The sequence below is a fragment of the Pseudomonas sputi genome (assembly GCF_021603585.1).
Taxonomy (GTDB): Bacteria; Pseudomonadota; Gammaproteobacteria; order Pseudomonadales; family Pseudomonadaceae; genus Aquipseudomonas; species Aquipseudomonas sputi.
Map to the genome: position 1 here is coordinate 98,063 of NZ_BQHI01000001.1, position 19,200 is coordinate 117,262.

Here is a 19,200-nt window from a genome sequence, read left to right on the forward strand (position 1 = left end):
GTCGGCGGTGGCTCAGACCATGGCCAGCCGCTGCTTGCGTTGTGGCGCGTGAAACACCTGGTCCAGCGCCGCCAGATCCCCGGCTTCGAGTTGCAGCTGCGCCGCTTGTGCATTGAGCTGCACATGTTCCGGGCGCACGGCCTTGGGAATCGCAATCAGCCCATCCTGACGCAGAATCCACGCCAGCGAAACCTGTGCCGGGGTCACGCCGTGACGAGCGGCAATCTGTTTCAACACCGGCTCGGCCAGCATCGCGCCGCCCTGGCCGATCGGGCAGTACGCCATCAGCGGCATGCGCTGTTGCTGGCACCACGGCAAAAGATCGAATTCGATGCCGCGTTCTTCCAGGTTGTACAGCACCTGATTGGTCGCGCAGGCCGGGGCCGACAGTTCTTCGAGATCGTCGACATCAAAGTTTGACACGCCCCAGCGGCCGATCTTGCCGTCCTCGCGCAGGCGCTCGAAGGCCTCGACGGTTTCTTCCAGCGGATACTGGCCGCGCCAATGCAGCAGATAGAGATCGATGTAGTCCGTATCGAGCCGGCGCAGGCTGCGCTCGCAAGCCTGGGGAATGCCTTTGCGGCTGGCGTTGTGCGGGTAGACCTTGCTCACCAGGAACACTTGATCGCGCAGACCGGCAATGGCTTCGCCGACCACGGTTTCGGCACCGCCTTCACCGTACATTTCCGCGGTGTCAATCAGGGTCATGCCCAGTTCGATGCCGCTGCGCAGGGCCGCGACTTCACGCTTGTGCGCCGAACGGTCTTCGCCCATGCGCCAGGTGCCCTGGCCAATCACCGGCACCTGCACGCCAGCCAGTTCGAGGGTACGCATGCAAACCTCCTTTCTGAAACGGTCGATACCTTTAAGTGGGCAGCAGGATAGCCCACGGGTTCCGTCCGCTTCCAGAAAGGAGGGTGAGGGCAGCTACTTGGCGGAGAACTTCAACACCACGCTCTGGGTGTAGGTCTGGCCCGGATCCAGGCGGGTGCTCGGGAAGTTGGGCTGGTTCGGCGAATCCGGGTAGTGCTGGGTCTCCAGGGTGAACGCGCCCCAGTGCGGATAGACCTTGCCACCCTTGCCCTTGACCGTGCCGTCGAGGAAGTTGCTGGTGTAGAACTGCACGCCCGGTTCGTTGGTGAACAGCTGCAAGTGGCGACCGGATTGCGGGTCGCTGACTTCGGCGGCGAGTTTGCTGACGTCACCCTGGGTGTCCAGCGCCCAGTTGAAATCGAAGCCACCGTGTTTCGGTTCGGCGAATTTCAATTGCGGGTGATCGGCCTTGATGTGCTGGCCGATGGCGGTGGGTTTGGTGAAGTCCATCGGTGTGCCGGCCACAGGGGCCAGTTCGCCGGTCGGGATCAGCTTGGCGGTGACCGGGGTGTAATGGCTGGCGTGCAGGGTGGCGACTTGCTTGAGGATGTCGCCATTGCCGGCGCCGGCGAGGTTGAAGTAGCTGTGGTTGGTCAGGTTGAGCACAGTGGGTTTGTCGGTGCTGGCCTTGTAGTCGATGCGCAGCTCGTTGCTGTCGGTGAGGCGGTAGGTCACTTCGGTGGTGAGATTGCCGGGGAAACCCATTTCGCCATCTGCCGACAGATAGGTCAGGGTCACGCCGACCGAATCCTTGTCCTTGGTTTCCTTCGCTTTCCAGACCTTTTTGTCGAAGCCCTGCGTTCCGCCGTGCAGGGCGTTGGTCTTGTCGTTCTGCGGCACTTGATAGCGTTTGCCGTCGAGTTCGAAGGCGCCATCGGCCAGACGATTGCCGAAGCGACCGATGGTTGCGCCGAAGTACGCGGTGCCTTTCTGGTAGCCCTGCACATCGTCGAAGCCGAGGACGATGTCGTCGAGCTGGCCGTGTTTGTCCGGCACTTGCAGCGCCTGCAAGGTCGCGCCATAGGTGATGACCGTGGCCTGCATGCCGTGGCTGTTGCGCAGGATGTATTGCTCGACGGGCGTGCCGTCATTGGTTTTGCCGAAGGCTTTGTGTTCGCTGGACAGGCCGGCGGCCTGGGCGGAGAGGGTGGCGATCATCAGGGACAGTCCGAGGCCGCAGAGTGAGTGTCGGGATTGAAGCATGGGTTGACCTTCCTTTTTGTTGTTGTTTTGAAAATCGTTAAATAGTCATGCTAATTAGTGGATGAATGGGAATTTATAGCGGAAGTAGCGATTAATGCAAAAATAAAGTCGGACTAAATTGAATGAGCCAACAGCGCCGAAGGTCGGGAATCCGCGCCGGCACTGCACTTTTTCGAAATCCCCGGCTCTATCCATGGCCAGGGTGCGGTGACTTCCGCTGCACAGGAACGTGTCCGTCAAAGCATTCATGCCGAGAGTTTTGCACCCCATCGCTGCATACATTCACCGCCCGTGCCTGCTGCTGGCCTGTCTGTCGACGCTGTTGCTCGGCGGTTGCAGCCATCAGGAGGGCAACAACTTCATCACCCAGATGCGCGAGGGCAGGCCTCAGGAGTTTCTCCAGACCAGCGTCGACCGTATGGCCACGCTGGCGATGCGCGACAACCTCGACAGCCTCTATCGCTTGATGGGCAAGTTGTACCTGCGCAACCCGGACGAGTTGCGCAAATCCGGCTTTCTCGACATTCGCACGGCGGTCAAACAGGTGCGGCTGGCCATCGAGCAGCAGCAACCTTTGCCGACCCTCGGCGGCAAAAAGGATCTGGCAGCGCTGAGCTATGCCATGAGCCCTGAATTTCTCGGTGACCGGGTTGGTGCGTTCATCTACGCGATCGGCAGCATGCTGGTCACCGCCCACGGCAACCGCACCGAGTTCTACATGACCGATGCGATCAATCCGACCTTCGTCAACAACGCTGCGCGCAACATCGAGAAAGCCACGTGGATCCTCGCCCAGCGGCAGAACAAGGAAGGCCAGCCGCTGCTGTTTTCCAACGAGATTTCCGAAGAGGGCAGCAACCTGAGCTTCGCCACGGAGTTCGGCAAAGTCGTGGCGCGCCTGGATCTGCTGACCCAGATGCTCGATGAGCGCTACCGGCGCATCGGGCTGAATTACGCGCAGAGCCTGCTGTTCTTGAATTTTTTGCCGGTGCAGTGAAATGGCATAACGATAGATCGGATCGATATAGGTGGTTATAAGAAAAATCGCTATGCTGCGGGCCAGATTTTTCCTGTCGTCTTCTGGATGTCTTCATGGAATTGGCAAATTTCGGCCTGGTGATTGCCGGGTTGGTGGTGGGGTTCATCGTCGGCATGACCGGTGTCGGCGGCGGTTCGCTGATGACACCGATCCTGCTGTGGTTCGGCATCAATCCGGCCACGGCAGTGGGCACGGATCTGCTGTACGCGGCCATCACCAAATCCAGCGGCGTGCTGGTGCACAGGAAAAACAAGAACATCGACTGGGCCATCACCGGCTGGTTGACCCTGGGCAGTGTCCCGGCGGTGGCGATGACCTTGTGGTTCCTCAGCACCCTGCACACCGCGCCGGACGCGATGAACGCAATCATCAAGCAAGCGCTGGGCTTCGTGCTGTTCGCCACGGCGCTGGCGATTCTGTTCAAGAAACGCCTGCTGGAGTTCGCCCACAAACGCGCCGGCGGCAACTACAACCCCAGCGGTATGCGCCTGAATGTCATGACCGTGATCACCGGTCTGGTCCTCGGCACCATGGTCGCCCTGACGTCCATCGGCGCCGGCGCCCTCGGCACCGTCGCGTTGTTCATCCTCTATCCACTGCTGCCGACCCGTCGTCTGGTCGGCACCGAAATCGCCCACGCCGTACCGCTGACCCTGGTCGCCGGCCTCGGCCACGCGAGCATGGGCAACATGGACTGGGGCGTGCTGGGCTTTCTGCTGGTCGGCTCGCTGCCCGGCATCTGGCTCGGCAGCCACCTGACCGGCCGCGTCTCCGATGAACTGCTGCGCCCGTGCCTGGCAACGATGCTGGTGTTGATCGGTTACAAGCTGGCGTTCTGATCGGCGAGCATCCATGAGCGAAATCACATTCCATTGCAATGGGCGTCTCGCCATCACGGTCGAGCCCCGGGAAATACGCATGAGCCACTGGCTATACGCGCCTCTAGTGGTTGATCAGCAGCGCCAACAGACGCTGCTGGACTTGAGTGGCAGCCAGTGGGAGCTGATTTCCACTACCCATGAAACCGCTGGCGGTATTGATCTCCTGCTGCGCAAATATCCGGGCGACACGCCAACTGTGACCTTGAGCGTCAGCTTTGATGACGGAATGCTTCGGCTTGATGGCCGAAGCGTCGAGCTCTCCGGGCTGGAAGCGGCGCTGGACTTGGCGCGCAGCCAAGCGATCACTGGCTGATAGAGCGTTTCATCACCGTCACCGGCAAGCCGTCATATTCCATTTCTTCGACCACCTCCCAACCCAGTCGCGCATACAGCGACTGCGCCGCATCGGTGTACAGGTACAACTGTGGCAAGCCCAGTGCGGCGGCTTCCTCAACGATGCGGTTGACCAGTTGCGAGGCGACTCCGCGGCCACGCTGTTCGGCCTTCACGTAGACCCCGGCCAGCCACGGCGTCAGATGCGGGCGCGTGTCCATGTCGCTGTCGATCAGCAGTGCACCGCCGAGCAGTTTTCCGTCTTCGATCGCCACCACCACGCTGGGTATCGCACCTTTACCGCAGGCGGCGCGCATGCGTTCAGTGCGGCTGGCGAGGGTGTCTTCGGGTTTGTACTGGCCCCATTCCTTGAAGTTGAGTTCGGCCAGTTCCTCGATCAGATGCGGGTGATGGCAGAGGTAGTCGATGTGCATACGCGTTGAACTCCATTTCACAGTTGGAGCTGCCACCCTAATGCGGTCATAAGAGATCATCAAATGCGCGACACGATCGCGCCCAGCCGGTTGCGCAAAACCGGTGCTGACCTAAGCTTTGGGCAAGGCGAAACACTTTTGCCGGGCAGCCTCCGGAACAATCGCCGCGATGCGCAATCATTAGAGCGTGGATATCAAAAGGAGATGCGCATGCTCATCAGGTCACTGACCCTGACACTCTTGCTGGCGATCGCCGGCCCCCTGTTCGCCGCCGACGGCGATTCCCCTCTGGACGTCGACAAGGGCATTAACCGCCCATTGATCGTGATCGCTTCCAGTACGGTCGATTCTTATTGGGTCAGCCTGAAAAAAGCGCTGGACGACCCGGCCAACAAGCAAGGCATCGCCGACCGCAAGATCAAGGTCTACACCATCCTCAGCATGAGCGGTCAGGTCGATGGCAAAAGCCTCGAGCAGCAGCAAACCATGGCGCTGCTGCGCTCGCTGAAGCTGGGCGCCGGGGCGTATCCGAAGGTCTTTCTGGTGGGCAAGGATGGAGAGACCAAACTGACGGCTTCGGGGGATGAAGCGGCGACGGTCGACTTGAAGAAGATCTTCGACACCATCGATGCAATGCCTGCCGCCGAGAAAGAAGCCACCTCCACCGTCGTTACTGCCCCGGCCGCTGCAGAACCTGCGCCGGCCAAGGGGGCGAAAGGGACTAAGCCGACCAAGCCGGCCAAGCCGCCGGAAATGCCGGATGATTGATTGCGGCTGGCTCTGAATAAAAATGGCGAACGTTTTAAACGTTCGCCATTTTTTTGTCCGCCGGAATGATTGCGATACTTGAATATCAGGGCAGGAGCTGACGGATGACATTGACCAGAACCGGAGAAAAAGCCGCAAGTTGGCCATTCTTGGGAGTCAGCATGTCATCTAGGAGAATGCCCAGAAGCTCTTCATCTTCAAGGTCATCGGGTTGCATGCCTCCAGTAAAGATCAGCTGATCGACCAGCTGTTTCCGCGCCCCTATGAGTCCGCGATTGCTTTCTTCGGTATGGCCCAGATTCAAGATTTCCAGAGCTGAATTTGCGCGTTCGGTTTTGCCGGTCACTCTACCGGATAGGTAAAACTTCAATTCCGACTCGCACTCCTCCATCAAGGGCGTCAGATCTAGTGGGCGCGTGCCTCGATGATGTCCACATTGGTTCTGGCGCTGGCAGCTGGCAACGATGTTGGTGAACTCCAATGTGCGATTGGGGGCTTTATCCTGGGCTTCAACGTGCTCGTTATGTGAGTTGTCGCCTGCAATGGTCTGGCAGCAATAGGCGCAAAGGCTGAACTGTTCCGCTATACAGGCCGTACGCACACTCACGCGTTCTTCGCTGGGCAGGTCCCGGTAACGTAATGTTGTGTTGGCGCGTTTCCATCTGATGAGTTGTTCTGGCTCGGCTCCCTTGGTGATCTTACGCACGACGCAGCTCCAGCTTGCGCAGCAACAGCGCGGCTTTCGCCAGTTCGATATGACCGTCTGGAAGTTCTTCTGCCAGTTCGGCGAATAGTTTCTGTGCGGTTTCCAGATCACCGTCCTGCAAGCGTTCGAGCAGCGCGTTCAAGCGTTTTTGCACTTCGCTGTTACGGATGTCGGTGTCCATGACTTCCAGCAGGACCTGATTGGCATCGAGGCCATACAGGCCGTTGTGTTCGTGGAGTTCACCGTCATTGAGCACGTAAACCAGCACGTCCTTGGCGTCACTGATGACCAGTGGCGAGTGGGTGGTCAGTACGAACTGGCAGTTGGGGAAGGTTTCGCTCAGTTGGCGGATCAGGCTGCGTTGCCATTTCGGGTGCAGGTGCAGATCCACTTCGTCGATCAGCACAATGCCGTCACCGTGGAGTGGGTTGTCCAGCGACTGATTCATCATCGCCAAACGGCGGGCGATATCACCGACCAGCGCCATCATCGACTTCTCGCCTTGCGATAGCTGGGCAACGTTGAGAGTGACGCCGTCCTTGTCGATGGCCATGTGCAGGTGCGGTTTGCGTTGCACGCGCAGGTTGGTGAAGCCGGGCATGAACGCGGCGATGGCGGAGCGCACGGCAGTCAGTTGGCGGTCGCGGGAGGAGGCTTTCAGTTTGGACAGGGTTTTCCAAACGTCGCTGTCAGTACCGAACTTTTTGGAGATTTCCAACAATGCGCTTGTGGATACTCCAGTTTCGTTTTCACTATCTTCACGTTCACGAAACCATTCGAAAAAGCGACGGAAGTCGACGCCTCGATTCAAAGAGTTGTCGTACCCATCCAACTGATCAAAGGTGTGTTTGGTTTTTATTTTAAGCGGTATTTCCAAAACCGAACGCTCGACGGGGTAGTAAGCGATCAGTGGAAGAGACGCCTTATCATCGGCAGTCAGTTGATTGCGATAGTGGTCTGCCAAGCGAGTTGCATCCGCTAACGTGCTGTGCATGGAGTGTTTTCTACCCTGCCTCCCGCGGCCAATACCCCAAACAAAAAGGCTATTGTCACCATCGGAGTCCGGAGGGAGGGGCGTTGTAGAAGATTCGTCAATTACAGAGACCAACACTAATGCTGCGTTAGCTCCATTCTGAATGTCTTCCTCAGCCAGATGATTGCCATTGCCTTTCTCGTTACGAACTCTTGCGACCAGCCAACTCAGCGAGTTTGCTAAGGATTTAAGAAGAGTGGTCTTGCCGGCGCCATTGTTCCCAACCAGTACGGTTACTTTAGAAGGGTGTTCGTAGGTAGGCGCCAATCGAACGTTCACATCGGCGAACCGACCGACATTCGTGAGCCTCAATCTGTAGATTTCCATTACAACGCCCTTCGAGGGTCAGTCGGTTTAAAAGCTTTGGCACGCATTATGTCATCCCCGGCCACGGATTGATTCGATGGAGTGTAGATACTCCACTTCACCCGGTCACCCATGAAAATAGTTGCCGCATATTCCCACCAGAATGAGCTGCGCAACACCCTTCAAATCCATCGGATTTTTCCTGCAACGCGCGGCGGCACTGAGGAACTGGTGCTCCGAGAGCCGTGCCGATAACCTTTCCGAGCCGCTGCAAAATCAGCGGTCGGATGTGGAAGTCCGGTGAATCCTGAAAGCGCATGTGCGCCTGTAAACACTTGTTGGCGCCTTTTATGCCAACATTGTTTGCTTATGGCAGCTATGCGCAGGAGCACTCTCGAGTGCACCGGGTTTTTCTCGGGGTCCCGGACTTCCACACCTGCGCAAAGCTGCCACCCTCTCGTGGAAGGGAGCTCGGCAGTTTTTCTCTAACTGCACGAGATCTTCACGCATGAAAAAATTTGATTCGAACGCAGCCGAAACTCCCGCGAACCCAGATTCCCCCGAACACATCGCCAACCCCAAACCCCGCTACATCCCCATTACCGGCATCGACTGCCAGATTCCCTGCCTCCTGATCGACCGCGAAGCCCCGGTAGACGTACTCCACGGCACCGCCGCCTACCGCTTGCGCAGCGTGACGCAGTTGTTGGAAACACTTTCATTGAGCGACGGCATCGGTCACGACGCCTTGCTGCTGCAGGACTTCGCCCGGGTGCTGGCAATCCCTCTGCGCGACAGCTGCGATCTGATGGATGTACTGGGCTGGAAGCTACAGGCGTAGTTTTCAAACCCTCAAATAAAAACGGGCGACCTTCTCAGGTCGCCCATTTTTATGGCGTGATTACCGGGTCAACTCCCCCAGAATCCTGTGCGCAATCTTCACCCGCTCTCCATTCGGATAATTGCGGTTCGCCAGAATCACGATCCCGACTTTCTTCGATGGCACGAACGCGACGTAGGCGCCGTAGCCAGCGGTGGAGCCGGTCTTGTTCAACAGCACGTTCGCCGGTTCTGGCTGCGGCGGATTCAGCCATTTGACCTTGTGCGGTTCCATGGCCATTGGCGTCGAGTTGCCGTCCAGCAGGCGATCGAGGCTGATCGGGTAGGTGTAGCGTTCCCAGCCAAGGCCCTGGGTCATGTCGCCGACGGTGTAGTAACCGGTGTGGGTGAGGGCGAAGGCTTTTTGCAGCGGTGTTTCGAGTTTCGCGCTGTCGAGGTTGGCCTGGACGTATTGCAGCAGGTCGGCGGCGCTGGTCTTCACGCCGTAGGCTTCGGAATCCAGTGCGCCGGGGCTGACTCGAACCGGTTTGTTGTTCTTGTCATAGCCTTGGGCGTAGAGCTTTTGTTCAGACGCCGGCACTGACAGGAAGGTGTGCTTGAGTCCGAGTTTCGGCAGCAGGGTTTCAGTCATGACCTGATTGAACGGCTGGCCGAGGCTTTTTGCTGCCAGATAACCGAACAGGCCGATGCTCGGGTTGGAGTACAGGCGCTGGCTGCCGGCCGCAAAGGTCGGTTTCCACTGTTGGTAATAGCCGAGCATTTTGTCGGCAGAATCTGCGGCATCCGGGAATTGCAGCGGCAGGCCGCCCGCGCTGTAGGTGCCCAGTTGCAGCAGGCTGATGTGGTCGAAAGCGCTGCCTTTCAGTTCGGGCCAGTGCTGACTGGCCTTGTCGGAGAATTCCAGTTTGCCGCTGGCCTGGGCGTAGGCGGCGAGGGTGGCGGTGAAGGTTTTACTCACCGAGCCGACTTCGAACAAGGTGTTCTCATCCACCGTTTGGCCGGTGCTTTTGTCGGCGACACCGTAGTTAAAGTAATGTGCCTTGCCATCGACGGTCACGGCCACGGCCAGGCCCGCGATGTCCTGTTGCTGCATGACCGGGGTCACGGTGGACTTGACCAGGGCCTGCAACTGATCGCTGGTTGGCGGGGCAGCGAGGCAGGTGGCGGCGCTGAAGAAAAGTCCGAAAGCGCTGTAAGACTTGAGTTTGTTCAGGTTGATCGAAGGCATGCTTGAACCACTCTCCATGAGTGTTGATGGTGATATCCCGCTACACTGCGAGCGTTTTCCGTCGGGCTGGCTGATCGGCGCCGCCAAATCTAGGCACTCCGTAGGCTTTCGACAAACGATGAAAACTCGGACGAGCCATTAGAAAATTTTGGGACATGGCATGATTCGACCTCAATTGCCTTTGAATGCATTGCGCGCCTTTGAAGCTTCTGCGCGCCACCTGAGCTTCACCCGTGCGGCCGTGGAGTTGTGCGTGACCCAGGCGGCCGTCAGCCATCAGGTCAAAAGCCTGGAGGCGCAACTCGGCGTGATTCTGTTCAAGCGCTTGCCCCGTGGGCTGATGCTGACCGGCGAGGGCGAAACCCTGCTGCCGGTGCTGACCACGTCGTTCGATCATATCGCGCAGATGCTCGAGCGTCTGGCGGGCGGGCAGTATCGGGAAATGCTCACGGTCGGCGCGGTGGGCACCTTCGCCGTGGGCTGGTTGTTGCCGAGGCTGGCGGACTTTCAGGCGAAACATCCGCTCATAGATTTGCGGCTGTCGACCAACAACAATCGGGTGGACGTCGCTGCCGAAGGGCTGGATTACGCGATCCGGTTTGGCGCCGGGGCGTGGCACGGCATTGAAGCGACCCGTTTGCTGGAGGCGCCGCTGTCGGTGCTCTGCGTGCCGGAAATCGCCCGGCAACTGCACACGCCCGGAGATCTTCTGCAGCAGCGTTTGCTGCGTTCCTATCGCACCGATGAGTGGCCGGAGTGGTTTCATGCGGCCGGTCTGGCGACCCATGCCGCGCCGCCCCAGAGCATCGTGTTCGACTCGTCGCTGGCGATGATGGAAGCGGCGTTGCAGGGCGGCGGTGTGGCACTGGCGCCGCCGTTGATGTTTGCCCGGCAACTGGCGGCGGACCTGATTCGTCAACCCTTTGCCATCGAAATCACCACCGGCAGCTATTGGCTGACGCGCTTGCAGTCACGGCCCGAGACGTCGGCGATGACTGCATTCAAGCATTGGTTGCTGGAGGCTGCGCAGGCTTAGCGCACCAGGCACGGCTTCTTGTTATCGAACGTCCATCCCGGAATCAGAAACTGCATCGCCACGCTGTCATCCCGCGCACCGAGTCCCATGCCTTTGTAGAGTTCGTGGGCCTTGGCCACCTGATCCATGTCCAGTTCCACGCCCAGCCCCGGTTTCTTCGGCACCTGCACGCAGCCGTCGACGATTTGCAGCGGCGCCCTGGTCAGGCGCTGGCCGTCCTGCCAGATCCAGTGGGTGTCGATGGCGGTGATGTCGCCCGGCGCGGCGGCGGCGACGTGGGTGAACATCGCCAGGGAAATGTCGAAGTGGTTGTTGGAGTGCGAGCCCCAGGTCAGACCCCATTCGTGGCACATCTGCGCCACGCGCACCGAACCCTGCATGGTCCAGAAATGCGGGTCGGCCAGCGGAATGTCCACCGACTGCAACTGGATCGCATGGCCCATCTCACGCCAATCGGTGGCAATCATGTTGGTGGCGGTTTTCAGGCCGGTGGCACGGCGGAACTCAGCCATTACCTCACGGCCCGAATAGCCGTTTTCCGCACCGCACGGGTCCTCGGCGTAGGCCAGCACATGATGCTGGTCGCGGCACAGACGGATTGCTTCTTTCAATGACCATGCGCCGTTCGGATCAAGCGTGATGCGAGCGTCGGGGAAGCGTTCGGCCAGTGCGGTCACCGCTTCGATTTCGGCATCGCCGCTGAGTACGCCGCCCTTGAGCTTGAAGTCCTTGAAGCCATAGCGCGCATGGGCGGCTTCGGCCAGACGCACCACGGCCTCGGCGGTCATGGCCTTTTCGTGACGCACGCGGAACCAGTCGTTGTCGGCCTCCGGTTCGCTGCGGTAGGCGAGGTCGGTGTCCCGGCGATCGCCTACGTAGAACAGATAACCGAGCATTTTCACTTCGTCGCGCTGCTGGCCTTCGCCGAGCAATGCCGCCACCGGCACGTCGAGGTGCTGGCCGAGCAGGTCGAGCAGGGCGGCTTCCAGTCCGGTGACCGCGTGAATGGTGATGCGCAGGTCGAAGGTCTGCAGGCCACGGCCGCCGGCATCGCGGTCGGCGAAGGTCTGGCGAACCTGATTGAGGATCTTCTGGTAGGTGCCGATCGGACTGCCGACCACCAGGCTGCGAGCGTCTTCGAGGGTCTGGCGGATGCGTTCGCCACCGGGTACTTCACCGACACCGGTATGGCCGGCGTTGTCCTTGAGAATGACGAGGTTGCGGGTGAAAAACGGCCCGTGGGCGCCGCTCAGGTTGAGCAGCATGCCGTCGTGGCCGGCCACCGGGATGACTTGCATGTCGGTGATGATCGGGGCTTTGGCGATGTCGTGTGCGGTCATTTATGGTTGTCCTTTCAAGCGTGTTTCGGCGCGGCATCGGCCACGGCGACGTCAGGGGCGGATTTGGGTGTCATGCGGGCGGCGAACACGATGATCGCGGCGATGATCGAGGTCGCGGCCAGGCCATAGAGGCCGCCCTGGATCGAACCGGTGTGTTGTTCCAGCAGGCCGAAGGTGGTGGGGGCGACGAAGCCGCCGAGGTTGCCCACCGAGTTGATCAGCGCGATCACGGCAGCGGCGATCCGTGCGTCGAGATAGGCCTGCGGGATCGGCCAGAACAGCGACGAGGCGGATTTGAAACCCAGTGCGGCAAAGCAGATCGCGACGAAGGCAAAAATCGGCCCGCCGGTGGTGGACATAAACATCCCCGCGGCGGCGATCAGCAATGCAGTAGCCACCCAAGCCTGCTGGTGTTTCCACTTCGCCGAGAACGAGGCGAACGCATACATGCCGATGATCGACAGCAACCACGGAATCGAATTGAACAGGCCGACCTGGAAGTCGCTCATCTCGCCCATCTTCTTGATGATGCTCGGCAGCCAGAACGTTGCGGCGTAGATGGTCAATTGAATGAAGAAGTAAATCAGGCAGAACAGGATGATCTGACGATCCTTGAGCAGTTTGCCCAGCGACGGCCGGATCGGGGTCGCCGCTTCGCGGGCCTTCTGTTCATCGTCGATGGCCTTGACCAGTGCGTCCTGCTCGGCGCGGGTCAGCCACTTGGCGTCGTGGGGTTTGGCGTCGAGCCAGAACCAGACGAATACACACAGGCAAACCGAGAACATGCCTTCAATGAAGTACATCCACTGCCAGCCGTGCAGGCCCAGGCCTTCGATCTGCAGCAACAGGCCGGACAACGGGCCGGAAATCAGCGAGGCCACGGCCGAGCCGCTGAGGAAGATCGCAATCGCCTTGCCGCGCTCGGCCCCCGGCAACCAGCGAGTGAAGTAGTAGATCACCCCGGGAAAGAATCCGGCCTCGGCCACACCGAGCAGAAAACGCAGGATGTAGAAGTGGGTTTCGTTCTGGATGAACGCCATGCCGGCGGCGACCAGGCCCCAGGTGAGCATGATGCGGGTCAGCCAGATTCGCGCGCCGACCTTTTGCAACAGCATGTTGGAGGGGACTTCGAACAGCGCGTAACCGATGAAGAACAGCCCGGCACCAAAACCGTAGGCCGCGGCACCGATGCCGAGGTCGTGTTCCATGTGGGTGCGGACGAAGCCGATGTTCACCCGGTCAATGTAATTGACGATGAACATGATGACGAACAGCGGCAGGACGTGGCGTTTGACTTTGGCAATGGCAGAGGACAGCGCGGAGTCGGCGCCCTCGTTCATCCCGGCAATGGATGATTTCACTTGGTTTTTCTCCCACTCGTTATTTTTATGCGGGGTGTGATGGGTGTTGCGTTGTTGATAGACATCATACAACTAGATTTTTTTATCCTACAAGGGGGAGTGCTCAATCAAATTTGTCTACGGGGAGCGGTTTTTATGCTTTTTCAGATTTTAGGTGCTGTTTTTGTTGGATTTGGTAAGGGTTTCTTCAGATATGGCAGAGCATTCTATGCCAGGGGTCGCGGGTCAATTGCTCGGCGCAGTGAGAGGTTTTCTCGCTAAAATCGAGTGTTGTCATACAAGTTGAGCCCTTGAATTCATAGGAGCTCATACAAGTCATCGCCGCCAGTGCTACGATCGATTCACCCCCGATCACCGGAATCGACCATGCAAGAAGACCTCGACGCTCCCGCCCGTAAACGCGCGCACAACCTGGCCCATGACCTGGTGGAAAAACTGACCCAGAGCATCCTGCTTGGTCAGATGCTGCCCGGTGACAAGCTGCCGTCGGAAAACTCGATCGTTCAGGAACACGGCGTCAGTCGCACCGTGGTACGCGAGGCGATTTCCAAGTTGCAGGCGTCGGGGCTGGTGGAGACGCGGCACGGCATCGGCACCTTCGTGATCGAACGCGCACCGGAGCAGGGCTTGCGACTGAATGTCGACACCGCGCTGGGGGTGCGCAGCATTCTCGAATTGCGCATGGGCCTGGAGACGCAAGCCGCGGCACTGGCCGCGCAGCGCCGCAGCGAACAGCAACTGGTGCAGATGCGTCAGGCGCTGGACGACTATCAGCGTCTACTGGCCAACAACGACAGTTGCGTCGACGCCGACCGGCGCTTCCATCTGCTGATTGCCGAGGCCACCGGCAATGTCTGCTTCACCGAGATCATGCAACACCTGGGCAGTGCGATGATCCCGCGCACCCGGGTCAACGCAGCCGAGCGCGGGGCCGTGGATTTGAGCAAGCTCGGGCAATTGGCGAATCTGGAACATGAGGCGATTTTCAACGCGATCAAACGCCAGGATTCGGAAGCGGCGCGTGCGGCGATGTGGTTGCACCTGAGCAACAGTCGTGACCGGTTTTCGGCTCAGGGATAATCCGGCAGAAATACGGGGGGCTCAATCCTCGCTCACGTCGCGCATCAACAAGCCGAACCGCAAATCCACCGCATCCGGAATCGGCAGATAAACCGTGTGCCCATCCCCGGGCGCCACGTCGATGGCTTCGCCTTTAAGGTTCTGCAGTTCATGCAGATCAAAATGGAAGTTGCCCTTGGGCGTCATCAGTTCCAGATGATCGCCCACGGCAAAGCGGTTCTTCACCTTGACCTCAGCCAGCCGATCCCGGCGCTCACCGGTCAGTTCACCCACGAACTGCTGACGTTCTGACACCGAGCTGCCGTTCTGATAGTTCTGGTATTCGTCATGCACGTGCCGGCGCAGGAAGCCTTCGGTGTAGCCGCGCTGGGCGAGGGATTCCAGATCGGTCATCAGGCTGCGGTCGAATTCGCGACCGGCCACCGCATCGTCGATGGCCCGGCGATAGACCTGAGTGGTGCGCGCGCAATAGAAGTGCGATTTGGTCCGACCTTCGATCTTCAGTGAGTGCACGCCCATGCGGGTCAGGCGCTCGACGTGCTGCACCGCGCGCAGGTCCTTGGCGTTCATGATGTAGGTGCCGTGCTCGTCTTCGAAGGCCGGCATCAGTTCGCCGGGGCGATTGGCTTCTTGCAACAGGAACACCTGATCGGTGGGGGCGCCGAGGCCGAGGGTCGGTTGCGGTTCGAAGGTCTGCACGATTTCGCCGAGCTGATTTTCGGTGGCCTCCTGCGCCGAATATTTCCAGCGGCAGGCGTTGGTGCAGGTGCCCTGATTGGCGTCGCGTTTGTTCATGTAACCCGAGAGCAGGCAGCGGCCGGAGTAGGCCATGCACAGTGCGCCGTGGACGAACACTTCCAGCTCCATGCCGGGCACTTGCTCGCGGATTTCGCCGATTTCTTCCAGCGACAATTCACGGGACAGGATGATCCGGCTCAAGCCCAGTTGTTGCCAGAATTCGACGCTCGCCCAGTTCACCGTGTTGGCCTGCACCGACAGGTGGATCGGCATCTGCGGGAAGTGCCGGCGCACCAGCATGATCAGGCCAGGGTCGGACATGATCAGCGCGTCCGGTGCCATTTCGATCACTGGCGCCAGATCCTTGAGGAAGGTCTTCAGCTTGGCGTTGTGCGGCGCGATGTTGACCACCACGTAGAAGCGCTTGCCCTGGGCCTGGGCTTCACGAATGCCGAGCGCCAGGTTGGCATGATCGAACTCGTTGTTGCGCACCCGCAGGCTGTAGCGTGGCTGGCCGGCATACACCGCATCGGCCCCGTAGGCGAAGGCGTATCGCATGTTTTTCAGGGTGCCGGCGGGGGCGAGCAGTTCGGGGGTGAAGGAGGTCGTCATGGCGGCGTCGGTCGCAAAAGCGCGGCAGGTTAGAGCAGTTGCACCGAGGGTTTATTGATCTGGATCTATGCTCCATGAAGAAACAGGGCACTCGCGCTGACGCTGGCTGACTAAACGGGATGGGCGCGGCTGGCGCCTGACTGACCTGGACCGGACATGAACCAAAAGAGTCTGCAATTCAAATCCCTCACCGTGCTGCTGTTTCTGGTGACGGTCGCCTTCATCTGGATCCTGCTGCCGTTCTATGGTGCGGTGTTCTGGGCGGTAATCCTTGGCATCCTGTTCGCACCGATGCAGCGCCAGTTGCAACTGAAATTCGGCTGGCAACGCAACCTCACATCACTGTGTACGTTGAGCATCTGCCTGGTGATCGCGATCTTGCCGGTGATCGTTCTCAGTGTGCTGCTGGTGCAGGAAGGGGCGACGCTCTACGACAATATCGAAAGCGGCAAGCTCGATATCGGCGCTTATCTGGCGCAGTTCAAGCACAGTCTGCCGCCTTACTTTCAGCACCTGCTCGACCGCTTCGGCATGGGCGAGCTCAATGCCTTGCGCGAGAAGATCGTCAAGGCCGCCATGCAGGGCAGTCAGGTGCTGGCGAGCCAGGCATTCAGTTTCGGCCAGGGCACGTTCGAATTCGTGGTGAGTTTTTTCATCATGCTGTACTTGCTGTTTTTCTTCCTGCGCGACGGCGCCGAGCTGGTGCGCAAGGTGCGCATTGCGATACCGCTGGAAGAGCATCACAAGCGTCGCTTGCAGTTGAAATTCAATCGCGTGGTGCGCGCCACGGTGAAGGGCAATCTGTTGGTGGCGATTACGCAGGGTGCGCTGGGCGGAGCGATTTTCTGGTTCCTCGACATTCCCAGCGCGTTGCTTTGGGCGGTACTGATGGCGTTTCTGTCGTTGCTGCCGGCGGTGGGCGCGGGGATTGTCTGGGTACCGGTCGCCATTTACTTTCTGCTCAGCGGGATGATCTGGCAGGGCGTGGTGCTGGGGTTGTTCGGGGTGTTCGTGATCGGTCTGGTGGATAACCTGCTGCGCCCGATCCTGGTGGGCAAGGACACCCGGATGCCGGATTACATGATCCTGATCTCGACCCTGGGTGGGCTGGCGGTGTTCGGCCTCAACGGCTTTGTGATCGGGCCGCTGATCGCGGCCCTGTTCATGTCGAGTTGGGCGCTGTTCATCGAAAGCAAACCGAAAGTGCAGCTGCCTTAAGCCTTGAACGGGCCGTTGATCAGCTGTTGCGACAGCGCCTGAGCCGCCGGCAAGGACGTGAGCGGGCCGCTGACCGGCTCGCCGTCGCGCACCAGATACCAGCAGGCGAGCAGTCCCAGCTCTCTGAGCGATGCGGGAACGGCGCTGCCGATAACGGACATGATTTGAACCTGAGCCATGAGAAGTACCTCCATCAAACGATGGAGGTACCTTAGGGAATTGGCTGTTTCAGGGACAATCAACGCTTTCGATAGTGGTCATTGATGCCGCTGAGGGCTGGATCAATCGACCACTTGATCGAGCATGTGCACGACCTCGTTTTCGTTGAGAAAACCCTTGCGCACCAGGTTTTCTGCCAGCAGCGAGAGAAACTTCGCTGTGCGGTGGCCTTCCAGGTGCTTGAGTTCGGTCAGGGCGTTATAGACCTTGCTCGAGGTGCATAAACCGACGATGCGGTGCGGATTCTGTGTAGGCATTCAAGTCGTCCTTGTTGTTATCAACCTGTTGTATGCGGACGGATTCAGAGTGCGGTTCCGTCATGACAAATAGATGACCGTTTGTGTCTGGCCCCCAACGGTCGAGTCCATCATGCCGACTTTAGCGGTTCAAACTGTCCCCACAGCGACCTTGGCGAGATTTTTTCAGACCTTGGCCGACGGACGGTTGGCTTTCTTGAAAGCAATAAAAAGCCCCGCGCTATCAGGCGGGGCTTTGTGTACCGCTTACCAGCGCGGGCCACCGTAGTAGTGCGGCCGACCGTAATAACCACGGGGCGGGCCGTAGTACACCGGGGCCGGCCGGACGTAAACCGGTTGCTGCACATAAACCGGGGCCGGCTGGTAGTAGACCGGTGGCGGCGGTTGCTGCACGTAGACCGGTGCCGGTTGAACGTAAACAGGCTGCTGGACGTACACCGGCCGATCCTGATTGATGAGTGCCGAGCCGATGATGGCCGAGCCGACGATCGCGCCAAATACCGCCGGACCCTGCCAGCCACCGCCGTGGGCTTCTGCCTGACCTGTGATCGCGAATGCACCAATCAACAAGGCCACGATGGGGAGTTTACGAATCATGATAATTCCTCGGTTCTTCGACCCGGCGTCCGAGCCTGCAACAGGCACGGGATGGCACGGGGATACTTCTAAGACAGCAACATTTTGAAAAACAGCACGGCCGCCAGGTAAATTTTGTGTAAGGTCTGTACCGGTTTGTTTACCGAGCTTGCGGCATCGACTCTGATGCCCGGAACAGACCGCCTTATGATCGTTCAGAACCCGATGGCCTGGCTAATCCCGTCCATCCGATAGTGCATTCGAAGGAGCCTCCCATGCAGATGAACCCCAACAAAGACACCCAATTGTGCATGTCCCTGTCTGGGCGTCCCGGGAATTTCGGTCTGCGTTTTCATAACCATTTGTATGAACAGCTGGGGCTGAATTTCTACTACAAGGCGTTCAGCAGCCAGGACCTGCCTGGTGCGGTCGGCGGCATCCGCGCGCTGGGGATTCGCGGTTGCGGGGTGTCGATGCCGTTCAAGGAAGCCTGTATCGCACTGGTCGATGAACTGGATGCCTCGGCGGCGGCGATCCAGTCGATCAACACCATCGTCAACACCAACGGTCATCTCAAGGCCTACAACACCGATTACATCGCAATTGCCCAGTTACTGCAGACCCACGCGGTGCCGCAGGACACGACCTTCGCCCTGCGTGGCAGTGGCGGTATGGCAAAAGCCGTGGCCAGTGCCTTGCGCGATGGCGGTTACAAAAACGGTTTGATCGTCGCCCGTAACGAGCGCGCCGGCCGTGCGCTGGCGGATGCACTGGGCTATCGCTGGCAGGCGGAGCTGGGCGACGAGCGCCCGCAGATGCTGGTCAACGTGACGCCGGTCGGCATGGACGGTGGCCCGGAGGCGGGGCAGTTGGCGTTTGAAGTGGATGTGATCAAGTCTGCCGACACGGTGTTTGATGTGGTGGCGATCCCCTCGGAAACGCCGCTGATCGTGCGCGGCCGTGCCGAGGGCAAAAAAGTGATCACCGGGCTGGAAGTGATCGCGATCCAGGCGCTGGAGCAATTCGTGCTGTACACCGGCGTGCGGCCGACGGTCGAGCAGTTCGAGGCAGCGGTGGCGTTCGCGCGCAGTTGATGGCACCTGAACGACGGCAAGTCCG

At 59.5% G+C, this 19,200-nt stretch carries 21 protein-coding genes; 9 read left to right on the forward strand and 12 right to left on the reverse strand.

Annotated features, from left to right (window positions below; translation table 11 throughout):
- Positions 1–12: 12 nt before the first annotated feature.
- Both L6D81_RS00425 and L6D81_RS00430 read right to left on the reverse strand, forming a co-directional pair.
- On the reverse strand, positions 13–834 hold the full coding sequence (locus L6D81_RS00425; protein WP_236177390.1) for an aldo/keto reductase: 822 nt from the start codon (positions 832–834) through the stop codon (positions 13–15).
- 93 nt (positions 835–927) lie between these two features.
- The gene (locus tag L6D81_RS00430) at positions 928–2,076 is read right to left on the reverse strand and encodes an aldose epimerase family protein (RefSeq protein ID WP_236177391.1); all 1,149 of its coding nucleotides are present in this window, start codon (positions 2,074–2,076) and stop codon (positions 928–930) included.
- A gap of 247 nt (positions 2,077–2,323) precedes the next feature.
- On the opposite strand from L6D81_RS00430, the gene L6D81_RS00435 reads away from it, so the two are divergent.
- From L6D81_RS00435 to L6D81_RS00445, 3 genes are all read left to right on the forward strand, one after another.
- Positions 2,324–3,073: a hypothetical protein gene (locus L6D81_RS00435; RefSeq protein WP_236177394.1), complete on the forward strand. Its 750-nt coding sequence runs from the start codon at positions 2,324–2,326 to the stop codon at positions 3,071–3,073.
- 95 nt (positions 3,074–3,168) lie between these two features.
- The gene (locus L6D81_RS00440; RefSeq protein WP_236177396.1) at positions 3,169–3,954 is read left to right on the forward strand and encodes a sulfite exporter TauE/SafE family protein; all 786 of its coding nucleotides are present in this window, start codon (positions 3,169–3,171) and stop codon (positions 3,952–3,954) included.
- Between the two features lie 13 nt (positions 3,955–3,967).
- Complete coding sequence (locus tag L6D81_RS00445; protein WP_236177397.1) at positions 3,968–4,309, forward strand: hypothetical protein; 342 nt, start codon at positions 3,968–3,970, stop codon at positions 4,307–4,309.
- On the opposite strand, the gene L6D81_RS00450 is transcribed toward L6D81_RS00445, so the two are convergent.
- Entirely contained in the window at positions 4,299–4,763 is a 465-nt protein-coding gene (locus L6D81_RS00450) for a GNAT family N-acetyltransferase (protein ID WP_236177399.1), read from the reverse strand. The genes L6D81_RS00445 and L6D81_RS00450 overlap by 11 nt on opposite strands.
- Before the next feature lie 210 nt (positions 4,764–4,973).
- Between L6D81_RS00450 and L6D81_RS00455 the strand changes: the two genes are divergently transcribed.
- Entirely contained in the window at positions 4,974–5,531 is a 558-nt protein-coding gene (locus L6D81_RS00455) for a DUF4174 domain-containing protein (protein WP_236177780.1), read from the forward strand.
- Between the two features lie 85 nt (positions 5,532–5,616).
- Here the strand turns inward: L6D81_RS00455 and L6D81_RS00460 are convergent, their stop codons facing one another.
- Positions 5,617–6,237: a retron system putative HNH endonuclease gene (locus L6D81_RS00460; RefSeq protein WP_236177401.1), complete on the reverse strand. Its 621-nt coding sequence runs from the start codon at positions 6,235–6,237 to the stop codon at positions 5,617–5,619.
- Entirely contained in the window at positions 6,230–7,597 is a 1,368-nt protein-coding gene (locus tag L6D81_RS00465) for an AAA family ATPase (RefSeq protein WP_236177403.1), read from the reverse strand. The genes L6D81_RS00460 and L6D81_RS00465 overlap by 8 nt, the downstream gene beginning before the upstream one ends.
- Before the next feature lie 547 nt (positions 7,598–8,144).
- On the opposite strand from L6D81_RS00465, the gene L6D81_RS00470 reads away from it, so the two are divergent.
- Positions 8,145–8,417 (forward strand): hypothetical protein, encoded by a 273-nt coding sequence (locus L6D81_RS00470; RefSeq protein WP_197867757.1) that lies wholly within the window; start codon positions 8,145–8,147, stop codon positions 8,415–8,417.
- A gap of 60 nt (positions 8,418–8,477) precedes the next feature.
- Here L6D81_RS00470 and ampC read toward each other — a convergent pair whose 3' ends face one another.
- A complete protein-coding gene (gene ampC, locus L6D81_RS00475) occupies positions 8,478–9,644 on the reverse strand; it encodes a class C beta-lactamase (RefSeq protein WP_236177405.1) in 1,167 nt (388 codons plus the stop codon).
- Positions 9,645–9,804: 160 nt separating this feature from the next.
- On the opposite strand from ampC, the gene L6D81_RS00480 reads away from it, so the two are divergent.
- A complete protein-coding gene (locus tag L6D81_RS00480; protein WP_236177407.1) occupies positions 9,805–10,680 on the forward strand; it encodes a LysR family transcriptional regulator in 876 nt (291 codons plus the stop codon).
- On the opposite strand, the gene gudD is transcribed toward L6D81_RS00480, so the two are convergent.
- Both gudD and L6D81_RS00490 read right to left on the reverse strand, forming a co-directional pair.
- A complete protein-coding gene (gene gudD / locus L6D81_RS00485; protein ID WP_236177409.1) occupies positions 10,677–12,020 on the reverse strand; it encodes a glucarate dehydratase in 1,344 nt (447 codons plus the stop codon). The genes L6D81_RS00480 and gudD overlap by 4 nt on opposite strands.
- A gap of 14 nt (positions 12,021–12,034) precedes the next feature.
- A complete protein-coding gene (locus L6D81_RS00490) occupies positions 12,035–13,381 on the reverse strand; it encodes an MFS transporter (protein ID WP_236177411.1) in 1,347 nt (448 codons plus the stop codon).
- Positions 13,382–13,747: 366 nt separating this feature from the next.
- Between L6D81_RS00490 and L6D81_RS00495 the strand changes: the two genes are divergently transcribed.
- Entirely contained in the window at positions 13,748–14,461 is a 714-nt protein-coding gene (locus tag L6D81_RS00495) for a FadR/GntR family transcriptional regulator (RefSeq protein WP_236177414.1), read from the forward strand.
- Positions 14,462–14,482: 21 nt separating this feature from the next.
- On the opposite strand, the gene trhP is transcribed toward L6D81_RS00495, so the two are convergent.
- On the reverse strand, positions 14,483–15,811 hold the full coding sequence (gene trhP / locus L6D81_RS00500; RefSeq protein WP_236177416.1) for a prephenate-dependent tRNA uridine(34) hydroxylase TrhP: 1,329 nt from the start codon (positions 15,809–15,811) through the stop codon (positions 14,483–14,485).
- 156 nt (positions 15,812–15,967) lie between these two features.
- Here trhP and L6D81_RS00505 point away from each other — a divergent pair, with 156 nt between their 5' ends.
- On the forward strand, positions 15,968–17,029 hold the full coding sequence (locus L6D81_RS00505; RefSeq protein WP_236177418.1) for an AI-2E family transporter: 1,062 nt from the start codon (positions 15,968–15,970) through the stop codon (positions 17,027–17,029).
- Here the strand turns inward: L6D81_RS00505 and L6D81_RS00510 are convergent.
- The 3 genes from L6D81_RS00510 to L6D81_RS00520 all read right to left on the reverse strand — a co-directional run bounded on the left by L6D81_RS00510 (position 17,026) and on the right by L6D81_RS00520 (position 18,102).
- The gene (locus L6D81_RS00510) at positions 17,026–17,208 is read right to left on the reverse strand and encodes a hypothetical protein (RefSeq protein ID WP_236177419.1); all 183 of its coding nucleotides are present in this window, start codon (positions 17,206–17,208) and stop codon (positions 17,026–17,028) included. The two genes, L6D81_RS00505 and L6D81_RS00510, sit on opposite strands and share 4 nt — an antisense overlap.
- A gap of 102 nt (positions 17,209–17,310) precedes the next feature.
- Complete coding sequence (locus L6D81_RS00515; RefSeq protein ID WP_236177421.1) at positions 17,311–17,505, reverse strand: hypothetical protein; 195 nt, start codon at positions 17,503–17,505, stop codon at positions 17,311–17,313.
- Positions 17,506–17,751: 246 nt separating this feature from the next.
- Positions 17,752–18,102, reverse strand: coding sequence for a hypothetical protein (locus tag L6D81_RS00520; RefSeq protein WP_236177423.1), 351 nt, complete (start codon positions 18,100–18,102; stop codon positions 17,752–17,754).
- 254 nt (positions 18,103–18,356) lie between these two features.
- Between L6D81_RS00520 and L6D81_RS00525 the strand changes: the two genes are divergently transcribed.
- Complete coding sequence (locus tag L6D81_RS00525; protein WP_236177425.1) at positions 18,357–19,175, forward strand: shikimate 5-dehydrogenase; 819 nt, start codon at positions 18,357–18,359, stop codon at positions 19,173–19,175.
- Positions 19,176–19,200: the final 25 nt, after the last annotated feature.

Excerpts from the sequence above, each read along its gene's own strand:
- L6D81_RS00425 (WP_236177390.1), bottom strand. The coding sequence starts at position 834 with ATGCGTACCCTCGAACTGGCTGGCGTGCAGGTGCCGGTGATTGGCCAG.
- L6D81_RS00430 (WP_236177391.1), bottom strand. The coding sequence starts at position 2,076 with ATGCTTCAATCCCGACACTCACTCTGCGGCCTCGGACTGTCCCTGATG.
- L6D81_RS00435 (WP_236177394.1), top strand. The coding sequence starts at position 2,324 with ATGCCGAGAGTTTTGCACCCCATCGCTGCATACATTCACCGCCCGTGC.
- L6D81_RS00440 (WP_236177396.1), top strand. The coding sequence starts at position 3,169 with ATGGAATTGGCAAATTTCGGCCTGGTGATTGCCGGGTTGGTGGTGGGG.
- L6D81_RS00445 (WP_236177397.1), top strand. The coding sequence starts at position 3,968 with ATGAGCGAAATCACATTCCATTGCAATGGGCGTCTCGCCATCACGGTC.
- L6D81_RS00450 (WP_236177399.1), bottom strand. The coding sequence starts at position 4,763 with ATGCACATCGACTACCTCTGCCATCACCCGCATCTGATCGAGGAACTG.
- L6D81_RS00455 (WP_236177780.1), top strand. The coding sequence starts at position 4,974 with ATGCTCATCAGGTCACTGACCCTGACACTCTTGCTGGCGATCGCCGGC.
- L6D81_RS00465 (WP_236177403.1), bottom strand. The coding sequence starts at position 7,597 with ATGGAAATCTACAGATTGAGGCTCACGAATGTCGGTCGGTTCGCCGAT.
- ampC (WP_236177405.1), bottom strand. The coding sequence starts at position 9,644 with ATGCCTTCGATCAACCTGAACAAACTCAAGTCTTACAGCGCTTTCGGA.
- L6D81_RS00480 (WP_236177407.1), top strand. The coding sequence starts at position 9,805 with ATGATTCGACCTCAATTGCCTTTGAATGCATTGCGCGCCTTTGAAGCT.
- gudD (WP_236177409.1), bottom strand. The coding sequence starts at position 12,020 with ATGACCGCACACGACATCGCCAAAGCCCCGATCATCACCGACATGCAA.
- L6D81_RS00495 (WP_236177414.1), top strand. The coding sequence starts at position 13,748 with ATGCAAGAAGACCTCGACGCTCCCGCCCGTAAACGCGCGCACAACCTG.
- trhP (WP_236177416.1), bottom strand. The coding sequence starts at position 15,811 with ATGACGACCTCCTTCACCCCCGAACTGCTCGCCCCCGCCGGCACCCTG.
- L6D81_RS00505 (WP_236177418.1), top strand. The coding sequence starts at position 15,968 with ATGAACCAAAAGAGTCTGCAATTCAAATCCCTCACCGTGCTGCTGTTT.
- L6D81_RS00510 (WP_236177419.1), bottom strand. The coding sequence starts at position 17,208 with ATGGCTCAGGTTCAAATCATGTCCGTTATCGGCAGCGCCGTTCCCGCA.
- L6D81_RS00515 (WP_236177421.1), bottom strand. The coding sequence starts at position 17,505 with ATGCCTACACAGAATCCGCACCGCATCGTCGGTTTATGCACCTCGAGC.
- L6D81_RS00520 (WP_236177423.1), bottom strand. The coding sequence starts at position 18,102 with ATGATTCGTAAACTCCCCATCGTGGCCTTGTTGATTGGTGCATTCGCG.
- L6D81_RS00525 (WP_236177425.1), top strand. The coding sequence starts at position 18,357 with ATGCAGATGAACCCCAACAAAGACACCCAATTGTGCATGTCCCTGTCT.